10 protein-coding genes are annotated in these 14108 nt (G+C 65.4%); 3 read left to right on the top strand and 7 right to left on the bottom strand.

Annotated elements, in window-relative coordinates:
• Positions 1-235: 235 nt before the first annotated feature.
• The gene (locus TP2_RS10415; protein WP_038077015.1) at positions 236-742 is read left to right on the top strand and encodes a gamma-glutamylcyclotransferase family protein; all 507 of its coding nucleotides are present in this window, start codon (positions 236-238) and stop codon (positions 740-742) included.
• Here the strand turns inward: TP2_RS10415 and pdeM are convergent.
• Both pdeM and TP2_RS10405 read right to left on the bottom strand, forming a co-directional pair.
• A complete protein-coding gene (gene pdeM, locus TP2_RS10410) occupies positions 715-1362 on the bottom strand; it encodes a ligase-associated DNA damage response endonuclease PdeM (RefSeq protein WP_038077012.1) in 648 nt (215 codons plus the stop codon). The genes TP2_RS10415 and pdeM overlap by 28 nt on opposite strands.
• On the bottom strand, positions 1359-3746 hold the full coding sequence (locus tag TP2_RS10405) for a ligase-associated DNA damage response DEXH box helicase (protein ID WP_038077672.1): 2388 nt from the start codon (positions 3744-3746) through the stop codon (positions 1359-1361). Before TP2_RS10405 ends, pdeM begins: the two co-directional genes overlap by 4 nt.
• Before the next feature lie 234 nt (positions 3747-3980).
• On the opposite strand from TP2_RS10405, the gene ilvD reads away from it, so the two are divergent.
• Positions 3981-5816 carry a dihydroxy-acid dehydratase gene (gene ilvD, locus TP2_RS10400; protein WP_038077008.1) on the top strand — a complete coding sequence of 612 codons (1836 nt, stop codon included), beginning with the start codon at positions 3981-3983 and terminating at the stop codon, positions 5814-5816.
• Between the two features lie 83 nt (positions 5817-5899).
• On the opposite strand, the gene TP2_RS10395 is transcribed toward ilvD, so the two are convergent.
• Complete coding sequence (locus TP2_RS10395) at positions 5900-6730, bottom strand: fructosamine kinase family protein (protein ID WP_038077005.1); 831 nt, start codon at positions 6728-6730, stop codon at positions 5900-5902.
• 112 nt (positions 6731-6842) lie between these two features.
• On the opposite strand from TP2_RS10395, the gene TP2_RS18505 reads away from it, so the two are divergent.
• A complete protein-coding gene (locus tag TP2_RS18505; protein ID WP_157617098.1) occupies positions 6843-7184 on the top strand; it encodes a hypothetical protein in 342 nt (113 codons plus the stop codon).
• Between the two features lie 146 nt (positions 7185-7330).
• On the opposite strand, the gene TP2_RS10390 is transcribed toward TP2_RS18505, so the two are convergent.
• The 4 genes from TP2_RS10390 to TP2_RS10375 all read right to left on the bottom strand — a co-directional run bounded on the left by TP2_RS10390 (position 7331) and on the right by TP2_RS10375 (position 14107).
• A complete protein-coding gene (locus tag TP2_RS10390; protein ID WP_038077002.1) occupies positions 7331-9046 on the bottom strand; it encodes a thiamine pyrophosphate-dependent enzyme in 1716 nt (571 codons plus the stop codon).
• Between the two features lies 1 nt (position 9047).
• A complete protein-coding gene (locus TP2_RS10385; RefSeq protein WP_051692467.1) occupies positions 9048-10700 on the bottom strand; it encodes an FMN-binding glutamate synthase family protein in 1653 nt (550 codons plus the stop codon).
• Positions 10701-10731: 31 nt separating this feature from the next.
• Complete coding sequence (locus TP2_RS10380) at positions 10732-10917, bottom strand: PLDc N-terminal domain-containing protein (protein WP_038076997.1); 186 nt, start codon at positions 10915-10917, stop codon at positions 10732-10734.
• Between the two features lie 103 nt (positions 10918-11020).
• On the bottom strand, positions 11021-14107 hold the full coding sequence (locus tag TP2_RS10375) for an efflux RND transporter permease subunit (protein WP_038077670.1): 3087 nt from the start codon (positions 14105-14107) through the stop codon (positions 11021-11023).
• Position 14108 lies beyond the last annotated feature (1 nt).

Here is a 14108-nt window from a genome sequence, read left to right as displayed (position 1 = left end):
ATCACGAGCGACGGGAAAGCGCCCACCCAAGGCTCGGGCGCTGCCCTCATCGCAAAACACAAGCGCCCCCTGCGCCGCGACGCGCGGCGCGTTCGCCGCTGAAGGCTTCCACTGGAAGCCTTCCGAAACGCAGCTCACCCCAAGGCTCGGGCGCTGCCCTCATCGCGCGACACAGGCGCCCGCGATATCGCGACGGTCTCTTCTCGCCAGCACGCGCCCCCGCTAGAGTGCACGCATGACGCTCCCCTACCTCGCCTACGGTTCGAACCTTCTCACATCGCGCCTTGCTGCACGCTGTCCCTCGGCGCGGGCTATCGGGAGGGCCATGATCCCCGGCCATGCGCTCGATTTCTCGAAACATGGCCGCGACGGGACCGGCAAGGCGACGATCACGCAAGGGGCGGCGACAGCGCCGGGCGTTCTGTTCGAGATCTCGGCGGCGGACATCCCCGCGCTCGATGCGGCCGAGGGAGCGGGGATGCATTACGAGAAGATCGAGATCATGCTCGCGACCGGCCAGCGCGCTTTCACCTATCGCGCACTGATGCGGCAGGTGGGGCTAACGCCGTTCGAGTGGTATCTCGCGCTGATCCGGGCGGGGCGGCGCGAGCATGGGCTGGGCCTCGACGATCTCGCCGCCATCACGCCGATCCCGGATCCGCAGCCTGACCGCCCCGGTTTCATTGCCGCGCGCGAGGCGCTGGAACGGGCCGGTTATCGCGACTGGCGCGCGGCGCTCTGACCGATCGGGCGCACGGGCATTCCCGGCCCGGTCAGCACCGCGATCCCCGGCCCGACCAGCGCGCGCAGCTCGGGCCCGTCGCAATCCAGACCCCCGGTATAGGTGCCGAAGGCAGGCAGGATCAGGTGCTCGCGCCCCACGAGAAACGCCCGGTGCGAGCGCCGCGCGATCTGCGCTTTCGGGTGGTAATGCCCCGAGAGATCCGGCCCGTCGCCCGCGATATGGCGCAGGGTGAGCGGGCCGAGGCGCATCTCTTCGAGAGCGCGGCCCAGCCCGACGGGGTCATGGTTGCCCGCGATCCAGATCAGCTCGGTCTGCGCGGCGACACCGGCGAGGCATTCGGCAATCTCGGGCGCGATCTCGCTCGCGGCGGTATCATCGTCGAAAGCATCGCCGAGGCTGATGAGACGCGAGGGCTTGAGTCGCGCCACCTCCGCCTCGAGCCGCGCGACCGTGTCGAGGCTCTCGAAGGGCGGCAGCAGCGCCCCGCCGCGCCGCGCCATCCGCGCCGATTTCCCCAGATGCAAATCGGCGACGATCAGCGCGCCCTCGTCAGGCCAGTAGAGCGCGCCCGAGGGCTGCGCGATCAGCCGGACCCCCGCGAAGGTGATCTCTCTCATGCCAGCCCCGCCTCGCGCATCATCGCCTGCGCCTCTTCCTCCATCAGCCGCGCCTCGCCCGTGCCGCCGCGAATGCCGACCTGCCCGTGCTCGAGCAGCAGCGGCGCAGCGAGCGGCGTCACATGCGGGGCGCGGATATGCACGATTTCGCGGCCTTGGGCCAGCATCTCCTCGATCCGGTCGAAATCGACAAGGCCGCGGCTTGCCTCTTCGCGGGTGATGCGCAGCAGCAGGTGGTCGGGGTCGTAGCGACGCAGCGTGTCATAGAGGATATCGGACGAAAACGTCGCCTGTTTGCCGGATTTGCGCTGCCCCGGCAGGTTGCGCTGGATGAGCCCCGCGATGGTCGCGATGGAGCGGAAGGCGCGCTTCATCACCGCGTTGCTTTCCAGCCAGTCGCGCAGCCCCTCCCGCAGCCCTTCGGCCGAGAGCAGCGGCGCGGGATCCTCGACCGGGTCGATCGACCAGATCAGCAGCGCGTAATCGGTGGCAACAAACCCGAGCGGCCCGAGCCCCGCCTGCTCCATCCGATGGGTCAGCAGCAGCGCGAGCGTCTGATGTGCGTTGCGCCCCGCGAAGCCGTAGAGGCAGAAGAACGCCCGCCCGCCGCGCAGAAAGGTCTCGCAGGTGAGCGTGCCGGGGGCGGGCAGGGTCGAGATTTCGCGTTGCAGCGCCAGCCAGTCGCGAGTGTCGGGCGGCAGTTGGTCCCAGTGCTCGGGCGTGGCGATCAGGCGCTGCACCCGCTGCGACAGCTCCAACGAGGTCGCCATCTTCAGGCCCGAGAAGACCGCGATCTTCGGCTCGCGGGTGGCGGCATCGGTGACTTCGACGACCATCTCGCGCAGGCCCTCGTAGCGCACGACCTGACCGCCGATCAGGAAGGTGTCGCCGGGTGACAGCGAGGCGGCGAAACCTTCCTCGACCTCACCCAGAGGCGTGCCGCCGCGCCGGGATTTGCGGCGGACCTTCAGCTTCTCGGTCTCGGTGATCGTGCCGATATTCATCCGCAGATCACGCGTCGCGCGCGGGTCGCGCAGCTGCCATTTGCCCTCGCGCTGCAACAGGCGCTGCCAGCGATCATAGGCGCGCAGCGCGTAACCGCCGGTGGCGCAGAACTCCAGGCAATCGTCGAAATCGGCGCGCGGCAGGCGCGCGTAGGGCCCGGCCCGCAGCACTTCCGCATAAAGCGCATCGGCCTCGAACGGCCCGGCGCAGGCAGTCAGCAGGATATGCTGGCACAGCACGTCGAGCGGCCCGCGCCAGCGCCGCCCGCCGCCATCCAGATCGCTCTCGCGCACGGCCTCCAAAGCCGCCGCGCATTCGACCACCTCGAAGCGATTGGCCGGCACGATGCGGGCGCGCGAGGGTTCATCATAGCGGTGATTGGCGCGTCCGATCCGCTGCACCAGCCGCTTGACGTTCTTCGGCGCGCCGACCTGCAGCACCAGATCGACATCGCCCCAGTCGAGCCCGAGATCGAGCGAGCCGGTGCAAACCACCGCGCGCAAATTGCCCTCCGCCATCGCCTCTTCGACCTTGTGGCGAGCCTCGCGCGACAGCGAGCCGTGATGCAGCCCGATCGGCAGGGCGGCGTCGTTGACCTCCCAGAGCGCCTGGAAGAACAGCTCGGCCTGCGCGCGGGTATTCAGGAAAACGAGGCTGAGCCGCGAGGCCTCGATCGCCGCCATCACGTCGCGGGCCGCGTGCCGCCCGCCGCCGCCCGCCCAAGGCGCAGGGCGCTCGGTCGGCAGCATCGCGATGTCAGGAGGCGGCCCGGGATCGGCCATGATCACCCGCGCACCGCCCATGAAAGCGGCCAGCGCTTCCGGGGCCTCGACCGTGGCCGACAGGCCCGTGACCGTGAGACCCGGCGAGAGACTGCGCAGACGCGCGACGCCCAACATCAGCTGATCGCCGCGCTTGCTCTCGGCCAGCGCGTGGATCTCGTCGAGCACCACGCGCCGGACGCCTGCGAAGATTTTCGGCGCCTCCGGGTAGGACAGCATCAGCGCGAGGCTCTCGGGCGTCGTCAGCAGGATCTGCGGCGGGTCCACGCGCTGGCGACGACGCTGGCTCGCGGGAGTGTCGCCCGTGCGATCCTCGATGCGCAGGTCCAAACCGATCTCGTCCACCGGCGCGCGCAGGTTGCGGGCGATGTCCTTGGACAGCGCTTTGAGTGGAGAAACATAGAGCGTGTGCAGCCCGTCATGTCCCTCGGCCAGATCGACGAGCGAGGGCAGGAACCCCGCGAGCGTCTTGCCGCCCCCTGTCGGCGCGATCAGCAGCGTGTCTTCGCGCGCCGCCAGCACCTCCAATTGATGCCTGTGCGGCTGCCAGCCGCGGCTGGCGAACCAGTCGGCAAAACGTTGCGGCAGGAGAGGCATGGCGGTGGTGTCGGGCATCGGGTGATAGGTAGGCGTGAGCGCGCGACGCGCAAGAGATCGCAACTGCTACGAGTTCACCCCGCACCGCGATCACATCGCCCCCCGGAAAGATCCCGCAAGACCGCACAGCCCCCGCGCCATCTCGCCACTGTTCATCGCCGCGCCCATGCTATATTCAGGCCCGCGACAGGAAATTGCCCGAGTCCCCTCGGGCGCGACAGAAACGGAAATCTCATGGCCTTTTATCGTTCCCGTAGATCCACCCATGGCCGTAACATGGCGGGCGCGCGCGGTCTGTGGCGCGCCACCGGCATGACAGATGACGACTTCGGCAAGCCGATCATCGCGGTCGTGAACTCCTTCACCCAATTCGTGCCCGGCCACGTCCATCTCAAGGATCTGGGCCAGATGGTCGCCCGCGAGATCGAGAGCGCGGGCGGTGTCGCGAAGGAATTCAACACCATCGCCGTCGATGACGGCATCGCGATGGGCCATGACGGGATGCTCTATTCGCTGCCCTCGCGTGAAGTGATCGCGGACTCGGTCGAATACATGGTCAACGCGCATTGCGCCGATGCGATGGTCTGCATCTCGAACTGCGACAAGATCACCCCCGGCATGATGATGGCCGCGATGCGCCTGAACATCCCCGTCATCTTCGTCTCGGGCGGCCCGATGGAGGCCGGCAAGGAAGGCGCCGAGATCATCGGCCACGACCTCGATCTGGTCGATGCGATGGTGGCGGCGGCCGATGACAAATATACCGACGAGGAAGTGCTCGCGATCGAGAAGGCCGCCTGCCCGACCTGCGGGTCGTGCTCGGGCATGTTCACCGCGAACTCGATGAACTGTCTGGCCGAGGCGCTGGGTCTGGCGCTGCCGGGCAACGGCTCGATGCTGGCGACCCATGCCGACCGCAAGGAGCTGTTCCTCGAAGCGGGCCGCAAGATCGTCGAGATCACGCGCCGCCATTACGAGCTGGAAGACAAGGGCCTGCTGCCGCGCGAGATCGCGACATTCGAGGCTTTCGAGAACGCGATGAGCCTCGATATCGCGATGGGCGGGTCCACGAATACCGTGCTGCACCTGCTGGCGATCGCGCATGAGGGCAAGGTCGATTTCACGATGGAGGATATCGACCGTCTGAGCCGCAAGGTGCCGGTGCTGTGCAAGGTCGCGCCCGCCAAGCAGGACGTTCACATGGAAGACGTGCACCGCGCGGGCGGCATCATGGGCATCCTCGGCGAGATGAACCGGGCAGGGCTGATCCACGACGGCGTGCGCACCGTGCATTCCGACACGATGGCCGAGGCGCTCGCGAAATGGGACGTGATGGTCGCCAATGACGACAGCGTGGACGAATTCTACCGCGCGGCTCCGGGTGGCGTGCGCACGACCGAAGCCTTCTCGACCCAGAACCGCTACAAGGAGCTCGACCGCGACCGCAAATCCGGCGTGATCCGCACCGCCGAACATGCCTTCTCGCAGGATGGCGGTCTGGCCGTTCTCTATGGCAATATCGCCGAGCAGGGCTGCATCGTGAAGACCGCAGGCGTGGACGACTCGATCCTGAAATTCTCCGGCCCGGCGAAGGTGTTCGAAAGCCAGGATGACGCGGTCTCGGGCATCCTCACCGGCAAGGTGGTCGAGGGCGAAGTGGTGGTGATCCGCTACGAGGGCCCGCGCGGCGGTCCGGGGATGCAGGAAATGCTCTACCCGACCTCGTACCTGAAATCGAAAGGCCTCGGCGCGAAATGCGCGCTGCTGACCGATGGACGGTTCTCGGGCGGCACCTCGGGCCTCTCGATCGGCCATGTCAGCCCCGAAGCGGAAGAGGGCGGCCTGATCGGCCTCGTCGAGACCGGCGATATCGTCGAGATCGACATCCCGAACCGCACGATCAACCTCGCCGTGGCGGACAACGTTCTGGCCGCGCGCCGCGAGGCGAAAGGCCCGCTGCCGTGGAAACCGGCAGAGCCGCGCAAGCGTCAGGTTTCGACCGCGCTGAAGGCCTATGCGCTGCTGGCCTCCTCGGCGGCCAAGGGCGGCGTGCGTATCCTGCCGGAGTGATCGACTGACTTAGCGAATTGAAACGGCCGTCCCTCGGGGCGGCCGTTTTCATCTGGCGGCGGCGCAGAGAGTATCAGCGCCAATCACACCCCAAGCCGATCCAGCAGCCCCGCGACCATCCCGTGATAGCCCGCCCCGAAGAGCCGTACATGCACCAACGCGGGCCAGAGCTGGTAGATCGCACGGCGCGTTTCCCAGCCGGGGGAGAGCGCGCCATAGGCTGCGATAAACTCCGGTCCGGGCGCGCCGAATAGGTGCAGCATGGCCAGATCGACTTCCCCATCCCCGTAATAGCTTGCCGGGTCGATCAACCCGCTCAGACGCCCGCCCGAGGCCAGCACATTCCCCGCCCAAAGATCACCGTGGAGCAAGGCTGGAGCGGGGCACGCAGGCAGGCGGTCGGGCAGTTGCCCAGCGAGCCCGTCGATCCGACGTGCGAGATCGACGGGCAGGAACGGCTGTGCCGGCAAGAGCCGTCGCTCGCCCCAGAAGGACGACCAGTCCGAAAGTGGCGCATTGGGGATCGCGACCGGGCCGAAGGCGTAATCCTCGACCCAGCCATAGGGGGTGATGCGAACGAAACCGGGATCGGAGGGTGGCGCATCATGCAGGGCACTCAGCATCGTGCCAAGCTCCGCCCAACCGGAAGCTGCAAGCGCACCCTGATCGGGCAGCGCCTCCATCACGAGACAGTCTTCGCACGCGGCGAGAACGGCGGGCACCCGTGCGCCGGCCGTCCCCAAGGCGCGAAGCATCCGCGCCTCGATCTGCGGCGCGGGGCCGCCCTTCGCGATCACTCGGCGCCCATCGGCAAGAGAGAGCGCCGCGACCGGGCTCAGATCCCCACCCGCAAGCAGGCGCGCCGCGACCAATTCCACGCCGAGCATGTCTGCCGCCTGCCTCGCCAGATCCATCACTTGTTTACCCGCTCACAGATTTTCACGCCCCATCACAACCTTTCGCAACGCACTCGTCCCGGCACCGTTCAGCCTACCTGCAGGGCGTAACGTAACAAGGATAGTTTTGATGATCGCCCTACCCGCCTGTGCCGTCTCCCCAGATTTTCCGGCCCGTCACGCACGGCAAGCCCACGCCAAGGTGACGCTGCGGACCGGCAAAGTTTCGCCGGTGACGGGGGCGAACACTGTTGCACTCACCACAACTATAAGTGCAAATGCGGCGAATTGCGCGGTGGCACTCGACGTGCTTTTGCGAACAATCGAAACCGAATGGAACGCAACAAGAATCAAGAACGTGTTTTTCCGGGCGCTCGCACCGGCGGGCCGCAGCACAACGACACCCAAGGGCAGAACATCAACAACGATTTCGCGCAATAGCCGCGCCTTTCGGGGCGTCACGAGATCCTGACGGAGATTCCCCACACAAGTCTCCGTCAGGCAGCAGCCGCCGCATCCCCTTTGCGGCGGCTGCGACCTTTTTAAAGGGCGCTCGATTGGGGCTCTGCCCCCGGCGCTGTCGCGCCTCCCCCGAGATATTTTCATCAAGAAGAAGGCTCAGCGCAGGAAGTTGTCGCGCATCAGCGAGACGACCTCATCCGCGCGCCCGTTGAGCACCGCCTTCACCCCGAAAAGTGCGGTCGAGGCGATCTGTGAGGGTTCGATCTTCGGCGGCATCACCAGCTCCATCCGGTTCACCTTCACATCGAGCAACGCCGGGCCCGGGGCGGCGAGCCATTCGTGCATCGCAGTTTCGAGATCATCGGCAGTCTCGACCCGTGCGCCCTGCATTCCGATCGCCCGCGCCATCGCCCCGAAATCGGGATTGTGCAACTCGGTGAAAGCGTCGAGCATGCCCTCGACCCGCTGCTCCATCTCGACGAAGCCCAGAGAGGCGTTGTTGAAGATCAAAAGCTTCACGGGCAGTTTCTCCTGCACCAGCGTCAGAAGATCGCCCATCAGCATCGTCATGCCACCATCGCCGCACATCGCAATCACCTGACGGTCGGGATAAGCGTTCTGAATGCCCAGAGCCTGCGGATAGGCATTGGCCATTGTGCCGTGCAGAAGGCTCGTCAGGAAGCGCCGCTCGCCATTGGCCGAGAGGTGGCGCAGCAGCCAGACCATAGGCGAGCCGCCATCGGCGGTGAAGATCGCGTCCTGCGCCGCCAGGCGGTCGAGCATCTCGGTGAGGTGCTGGGGATGGATCAGGCTCGGATCAGGCTCCTCAGCGCTTTCCAGGTAGCCTTTGAGGTCTTCGGCATAGCCCTTGAGCGCCCGGTTGAGATGTTTGCCATGTTCGCGCGGCGCGAGCCGCGGCAGGAGCGCGTCGATCGTGTCACCGACATCGCCCACGAGCCCCAGATCGACCGGCATGCGGCGGCCAAGACGGGTGGGCTCGATATCCACCTGCACGATCCGGGCCTTGCCGGGATAGAATTGCGTATAGGCAAAATCGGAGCCGAGGCAGAGCAGAAGATCGCAGTCGCCCACCGCCTGCATACCGGCGCGATTGCCGAGGATTCCGGTCATGCCGACATTGTTGGGCATATCGGGTTCGATGAATTCCTTCGCGCGGGTGGTGTGGGCCACCGGCGCCGCGAGACGCTCGGAGAGCGCGCGGATCTGCGCCGCCGCACCGCGCGCACCGATGCCCGCATAGATCGTGATGCGTTCGGCCCCCGCGATCATCGCGGCAAGCGCCTCGATTTCCGCCTCGCTGGGGCGGATCACCGGGGCGGGGCGATGCACAGCCCAGGGCAGGTCGTCCGATGAGATCTCGCGGAACATGTCGCCATTGACGATCACCACCGCCACGCCATGAAGGGTCAGCGCCGCCTGCGCGGCCTTTGCCACGATCCGGCGGGCCTGATCGGGATGCGAGATCTTCTCGCAGAATACCGAGCACTGCTCGTAGATCTTCTTCTGATCGACCTCCTGCGGAAAGCCCAACCCCTCCTCGGCGCGCGCGATATTGGAGGCGATCAGCACGACCGGCGCGCCGTTGCGGTGGCTCTCGAAGATGCCGTTGACGAAATGGAGGCTCCCCGGCCCGGTGGTGCCCGCGCAGACCGACAGCTCGCCGGTCATGTAGCTCTCTCCGCCCGCGGCCAGCGCGCCGACCTCTTCGTGGCGCACATGAACCCAGTCGAGATCGGAGCGGCGCACGGCATCGGTGAAATGGTTGATCGTGTCGCCCACGATGCCATAGACGCGCCGCGCGCCCGCCGAGACCAGCGTGTCGGCGATGATGTCGGAAACGGTCTTGCTCATATCAGGCCTCTCTCAAATGCGAATTGTGGTGAAGGCTGGTACGCGCGCGGCCCAGATCGGTGCGCGGCTTGAAACTGTCGGGATCGGCCGCCGCCCACCAATCGGCATAATCGGTGCTGCCGGGATCATCGGTAAGGATGCCCTCGGGCAAGAAAGGATAGACCTTGTCGATGGTGCGGGCCTGCGTCACCCCGATCCGGTGCACGATGTGATGCGGTTCGAGTTCGCTCGGATGGGTGAGGCCAGCCGAGGCGGTGATCTCGCTCAGAGCCTCGACGGTCTTGCGGTGAAATCGTGCGGCGCGTTCGCCCTGCACTTCGGGCACGAGACCGCGCTGGCGACGCGGATCTTGCGTGGTGACTCCGGTCGGGCAAGTGCCCAGATGGCAACGTTGCGCCTGAATACAGCCGATCGAGAACATGAAGGCGCGCGCCGCGTTGCACCAATCGGCGCCGATGGCGAGGTTATGGGCGAGCCCATAGCCCGAATAGACCTTGCCTGAGGCTGCAAGGCGCACCTTGTCCTTGACCCCCGCGCCGACCAGCGCGTTGCGCATCAGGATCAGACCGTCGATCAGTGGCATCCCCACATGATCTGACAGCTCGAGCGGTGCCGCGCCGGTGCCGCCCTCGGCCCCGTCGACAACGATGAAATCGGGGAAGATGCCGGTCTTCCGCATCGCCTTCACAAGCGCGAAGGCTTCATGCGGCTGGCCGATGCAAAGTTTCAGTCCAACCGGCTTGCCCCCGGAGAGATCGCGCATCTTGGCTGCGAATTCCATCATCTCGGCGGGCGTATTGAAGGCCTTGTGACCGCGCGGGCTCAGACAATCCTGATGGGCGGGAACCTTGCGGGTTTCGGCGATTTCCTGCGTGACCTTTGCCGCGGGAAGTAACCCGCCATGACCGGGCTTCGCACCTTGACTGAGCTTGATTTCCGTCATCTTGACCTGATCGCGGCTGGCCTGTTCCGCAAAGAGGTTCGGCTCGAAATTGCCGTCGTCGTCGCGCGCGCCGAAATAGCCCGAGCCCAGCTCCCACACGATGTCGCCGCCATGTTTGCGGTGATAGGGCGAGAAGCCGCCCTCACCCGTATCATGGTAGAAGCCGCCGCGCTTGGCGCCCCAGTTGAGCGCCTCGACCGCATTGGCTGACAGCGCACCGAAGCTCATCGCCGAGATGTTGAGCACCGAGGCCGAATAGGGTTTGGCGCATTGCTCATTGCCAACCGTCACGCGCGGATCGGTATCGGGATCGGCCGTGGGGGCGATCGAATGGTTCACCCATTGATACTCCTCCCCTGCGACATCGCGCTCGGTCCCGAAAGGGTGAGTGTCCGTCTCGCCGCGCGCGCGGGCATGGACAAGATTGCGCGCCTCGTAAGAGTAGGGTTTGCCCTCCAGATCCCCCTCGACGATGTAGGCGCGCAGGAAGGGTCGCAGATCGTAGAACAGCCAGCGCAGGCGGGCCGCGACCGGGTAGTTGCGGGTGATCGTCCAGCGTTTCTGGAAATAGTCATACAGACCGAGCGCCACGATCGGCAGAGTGAACAGCAAAAGGATCAGCCACCAGGGGCTGATCCAGGCCAGCGCGAGCGCCAGCAGGCTCAGGGCGAGAGCCGCGAGGGGGACGATGTTGCGCAAGATCGCGTTCATGATGTCCTCCTCGCGGCTCTCTTTTTCAGGATCAGGCGAGCGCCTGCTTGCCTTTCGGGCCAGCGACGAGCCAGATCACGAAGCCGAGGATCGGCAGAATGACGATCAACAGGATCCAGAGGACTTTGGAACCGGTGGATGCACCGGAGCTCAGGATCGAAACGATGGCCCAGATATCGAGAATGAGGACGACGAGGCCCCCGATCATGCTCAGCATGGGGTATCTCCTTTCCGTGTCAGGTTGGAAAGGAAACCCCCGGGCGGCGCGGTTAGTTCCGCGCAAATGCCCGCTCAAGCCGAAGTGATCGGTTCACCGGGGCTCAGCGCCCCGGGGTCAGCTTGCGCACAATGACGTAGAAGGCGGGGACCATGAAGACACCGATGAAGGTCGCCGCCGCCATGCCGCCCAGCACGCCGATACCGATCGCGTTCTGCGCCGCGGCCCCTGCCCCGGTCGCGATCGCCAGCGGCACCACGCCCAGCATGAAGGCGAGCGAGGTCATCAGGATCGGACGCAGGCGCAGGCGTGCGGCTTCGACCGTTGCCGCGATCAGCTCCTTGCCCTCGGCCTCGAGATTGCGGGCAAATTCCACGATCAGGATCGCGTTCTTCGCCGCCAGACCGATGGTCGTCAGGATACCCACCTTGAAATAAACATCGTTCGACTGCCCGAAGACCCAGGCCGCACCCAATGCACCCAAGATCCCCACCGGCACAGCGAGCATTACGGAAAGCGGGATCGACCAGCTCTCGTAAAGCGCCGCGAGACAGAGGAAGACCACCAGCACCGAAAGCGCATAAAGGTACGGGGCCTGATCGCCCGATTGACGTTCCTGGTAGCTCAGCCCCGTCCAGGCGATGCCGTAGCCGCCGGGCAGATCACTCACCAGCTGCTCCATCGCATCCATCGCCGCGCCAGAGCTTGCGTTCTCCGAGGCCTGCCCCGAGATCTCGATCGCATTGGTGGCGTTGTAGCGCGAGAGCTTCGGCGCGACCGAGACCCATTTCGTCGTCATGAAGGCCGAGAACGGCACCATCTCTCCGCTTGAGTTGCGCGCATACCAGCCGTCGATATCCTCGGGCTGCATCCGATAGGGCGCATCCGCCTGCACGATCACCGGGCGCAGATTGCCGTCGAGATCGAAATCGTTGACCGACTTGCCCGCAAAGATCACCGAAAGCATCGAATTGAGATTGCTCAACGTCAGCCCGAAGCTCTCGGCCTTCTGCTGGTCGATATCGAGCTGAAGCGCCGCTTTGTTCTCGTCGCCGCTGACGCGGACATTGCTCAGGCTTGTGTTGCTCTTGGCCGCGGCCACGAGTTGATCCGCGGCCTCCTTGAGCGCCTCGGTTCCGTTATTGGCCTGATCGACCAGATACATCTGGAAGCCCGAGGTATTGCCGATGCCGCGGATCGCGGGCGGTTGCAGGAAAAACACCTGCCCCGCGCGCAGCCCCGCGAAATGGGCATTGGCGCGCGCTGCAATCGCCTCGGCGGTCTGGCTCGCGCCGGTGCGTTCATCGAAATCCTTGAGCTTGGCAAAGACCATCGCCGTATTCTGCCCGCTGCCTCCAAAGGCGAAGCCAAGCGTCGCAAAGACCGAGGACACGTCGGATTTCTCCTGCGTGAGCATGTAATCGGTGATCTGGTCCACCACATCCGAGGTCTGCGCCGTGGTCGACCCTTCCGAGAGCGTCACCATAGCCATCAACACGCCCTGATCCTCGCTGGGCAGGAAAGACGAAGGCAGCCGCGTGGCCACGCCCCAGGCTGAGGCCAGCACGAGGACCAGCACCAGCGCCATCGCGAACGGCTTGCGCAGGATGCGGCGCACCGCGCCCGAATAGCCCGATTGCACCTTGCCGAAGCCGGTATTGAAGGCCCGCGCGGGCGCGATGGCGCGGCCCGTCGAGGGGCGCAGCAGCTTTGCCGCGAGCGCGGGCGTCAGGATCAGAGCCACGACGGCCGAGAGCACCATCGCGCTGATGATCGTCACCGAAAACTGCCGGTAGATCACACCTGTCGAGCCCGGAAAGAACGCCATCGGCAGGAACACCGCCGAAAGCACCAGCGCCACGCCCACCAGCGCGCCGGTGATCTGAGACATGCTCTTTTCGGTCGCCTTGAGCGGGGAAAGGCCTTCTTCCTCCATCACGCGCTCGACGTTTTCCACCACGACGATCGCATCATCGACCAGCAAGCCGATCGCCAGCACCATCGCGAACATCGTCAGCGTGTTGATCGAGTAGCCCGCAACCAGAAGCACCGCGAAAGTGCCCATCAAAACCACCGGAACCGCGACGATCGGGATCAGCGTCGCGCGCCATTTCTGCAAGAAGACGAGGATCACCAGCAGGACCAGAACGATTGCTTCGGCCAGCGTGCGATAGACCTTCTCGATCGACAGCTCGACAAATGGCGAGGTGTCATAGGCCACCTGGAACTCGACGCCTTCGGGAAGCGAGGGCGCCAAGCGCGCAAGCGTCGCGCGAACCGCCGCCGCCGTATCGACCGCGTTCGCGCCATTGGCGAGGTTCACCCCGAAGCCTGCCGCGTTCATCCCGTTATAGCGGGAATTGGTGCCGTAATCCTCCTGCCCGATCTCGATCCGTGCCACATCGCCGAGATAGACCGCCGAACCGTCGGCCTCGGTCTTGAGCAGGATCTTCTCGAATTCCTCGACCGAGGTGAGCTGGCTCTGCGCGGTGATGGTCGCGGTGAATTGCTGCCCTTCGGTCGTCGGCAGATCACCGAGCGAGCCGACCGAGACGGTCGTGTTCTGCGCCTGCACCGCCGAGGTCACGTCATTGGGCGTCAGCTGATATTGTTCGAGCTTGTAGGGATCGAGCCAGACCCGCATCGCATAGCCCGAGCCAAAGACATTCAGCCCGCCGACGCCGCTGGTACGCTCGATCGCCCCTTTTATCTCGGTGTCGAGGATGTTGCCCAGTTCAACGGTCGAGAACCGCCCGTCGGTCGAGACGAGCGCGCCGACCATCAGGATGTCGGAGGACGAGCGCGAGACGCTCACCCCGGAGCTCTGCACCGCATCGGGCAGCGAGCTTTCGACCTTGCGGATCTTGGTCTGCACCTCGTTCTCGGCGTCGATCGGATCGACAGAACCGTCGAACGTGATCGTGACGCGCGACGAGCCCTGCTGCGACGAGCTCTCCATGTAGAGCATCCCGTCGAGCCCGGTCAGCGCATCCTCGATCGGTGTGGTGACCGAGTTCTCGACCGCCTCGGCAGTGGCGCCCGAATAGCTGGCCGAAATGCGGATCGTGGTCGGCGCGACCTCGGGATATTGCGACACGGGCAATTGGGTAATCGCGTAACCGCCAGCGAGGATCGTCACCAGTGCGAGCACGATCGCGAAAACGGGGCGGTGAATGAAGAAGCGGATCATG

Origin of the sequence: Thioclava pacifica DSM 10166, from assembly GCF_000714535.1 — a bacterium.
Taxonomy (GTDB): domain Bacteria; phylum Pseudomonadota; class Alphaproteobacteria; order Rhodobacterales; family Rhodobacteraceae; genus Thioclava; species Thioclava pacifica.
This window is presented reverse-complemented; position numbering and strand designations above follow the sequence as displayed.

Bases quoted from the DNA above. Each gene is read 5' to 3' on its own strand.
- TP2_RS10415 (WP_038077015.1), top strand. From the start codon at position 236: ATGACGCTCCCCTACCTCGCCTACGGTTCGAACCTTCTCACATCGCGC.
- pdeM (WP_038077012.1), bottom strand. From the start codon at position 1,362: ATGAGAGAGATCACCTTCGCGGGGGTCCGGCTGATCGCGCAGCCCTCG.
- TP2_RS10405 (WP_038077672.1), bottom strand. From the start codon at position 3,746: ATGCCTCTCCTGCCGCAACGTTTTGCCGACTGGTTCGCCAGCCGCGGC.
- ilvD (WP_038077008.1), top strand. From the start codon at position 3,981: ATGGCCTTTTATCGTTCCCGTAGATCCACCCATGGCCGTAACATGGCG.
- TP2_RS10395 (WP_038077005.1), bottom strand. From the start codon at position 6,730: ATGGATCTGGCGAGGCAGGCGGCAGACATGCTCGGCGTGGAATTGGTC.
- TP2_RS18505 (WP_157617098.1), top strand. From the start codon at position 6,843: ATGATCGCCCTACCCGCCTGTGCCGTCTCCCCAGATTTTCCGGCCCGT.
- TP2_RS10390 (WP_038077002.1), bottom strand. From the start codon at position 9,046: ATGAGCAAGACCGTTTCCGACATCATCGCCGACACGCTGGTCTCGGCG.
- TP2_RS10385 (WP_051692467.1), bottom strand. From the start codon at position 10,700: ATGAACGCGATCTTGCGCAACATCGTCCCCCTCGCGGCTCTCGCCCTG.
- TP2_RS10380 (WP_038076997.1), bottom strand. From the start codon at position 10,917: ATGCTGAGCATGATCGGGGGCCTCGTCGTCCTCATTCTCGATATCTGG.
- TP2_RS10375 (WP_038077670.1), bottom strand. From the start codon at position 14,107: ATGATCCGCTTCTTCATTCACCGCCCCGTTTTCGCGATCGTGCTCGCA.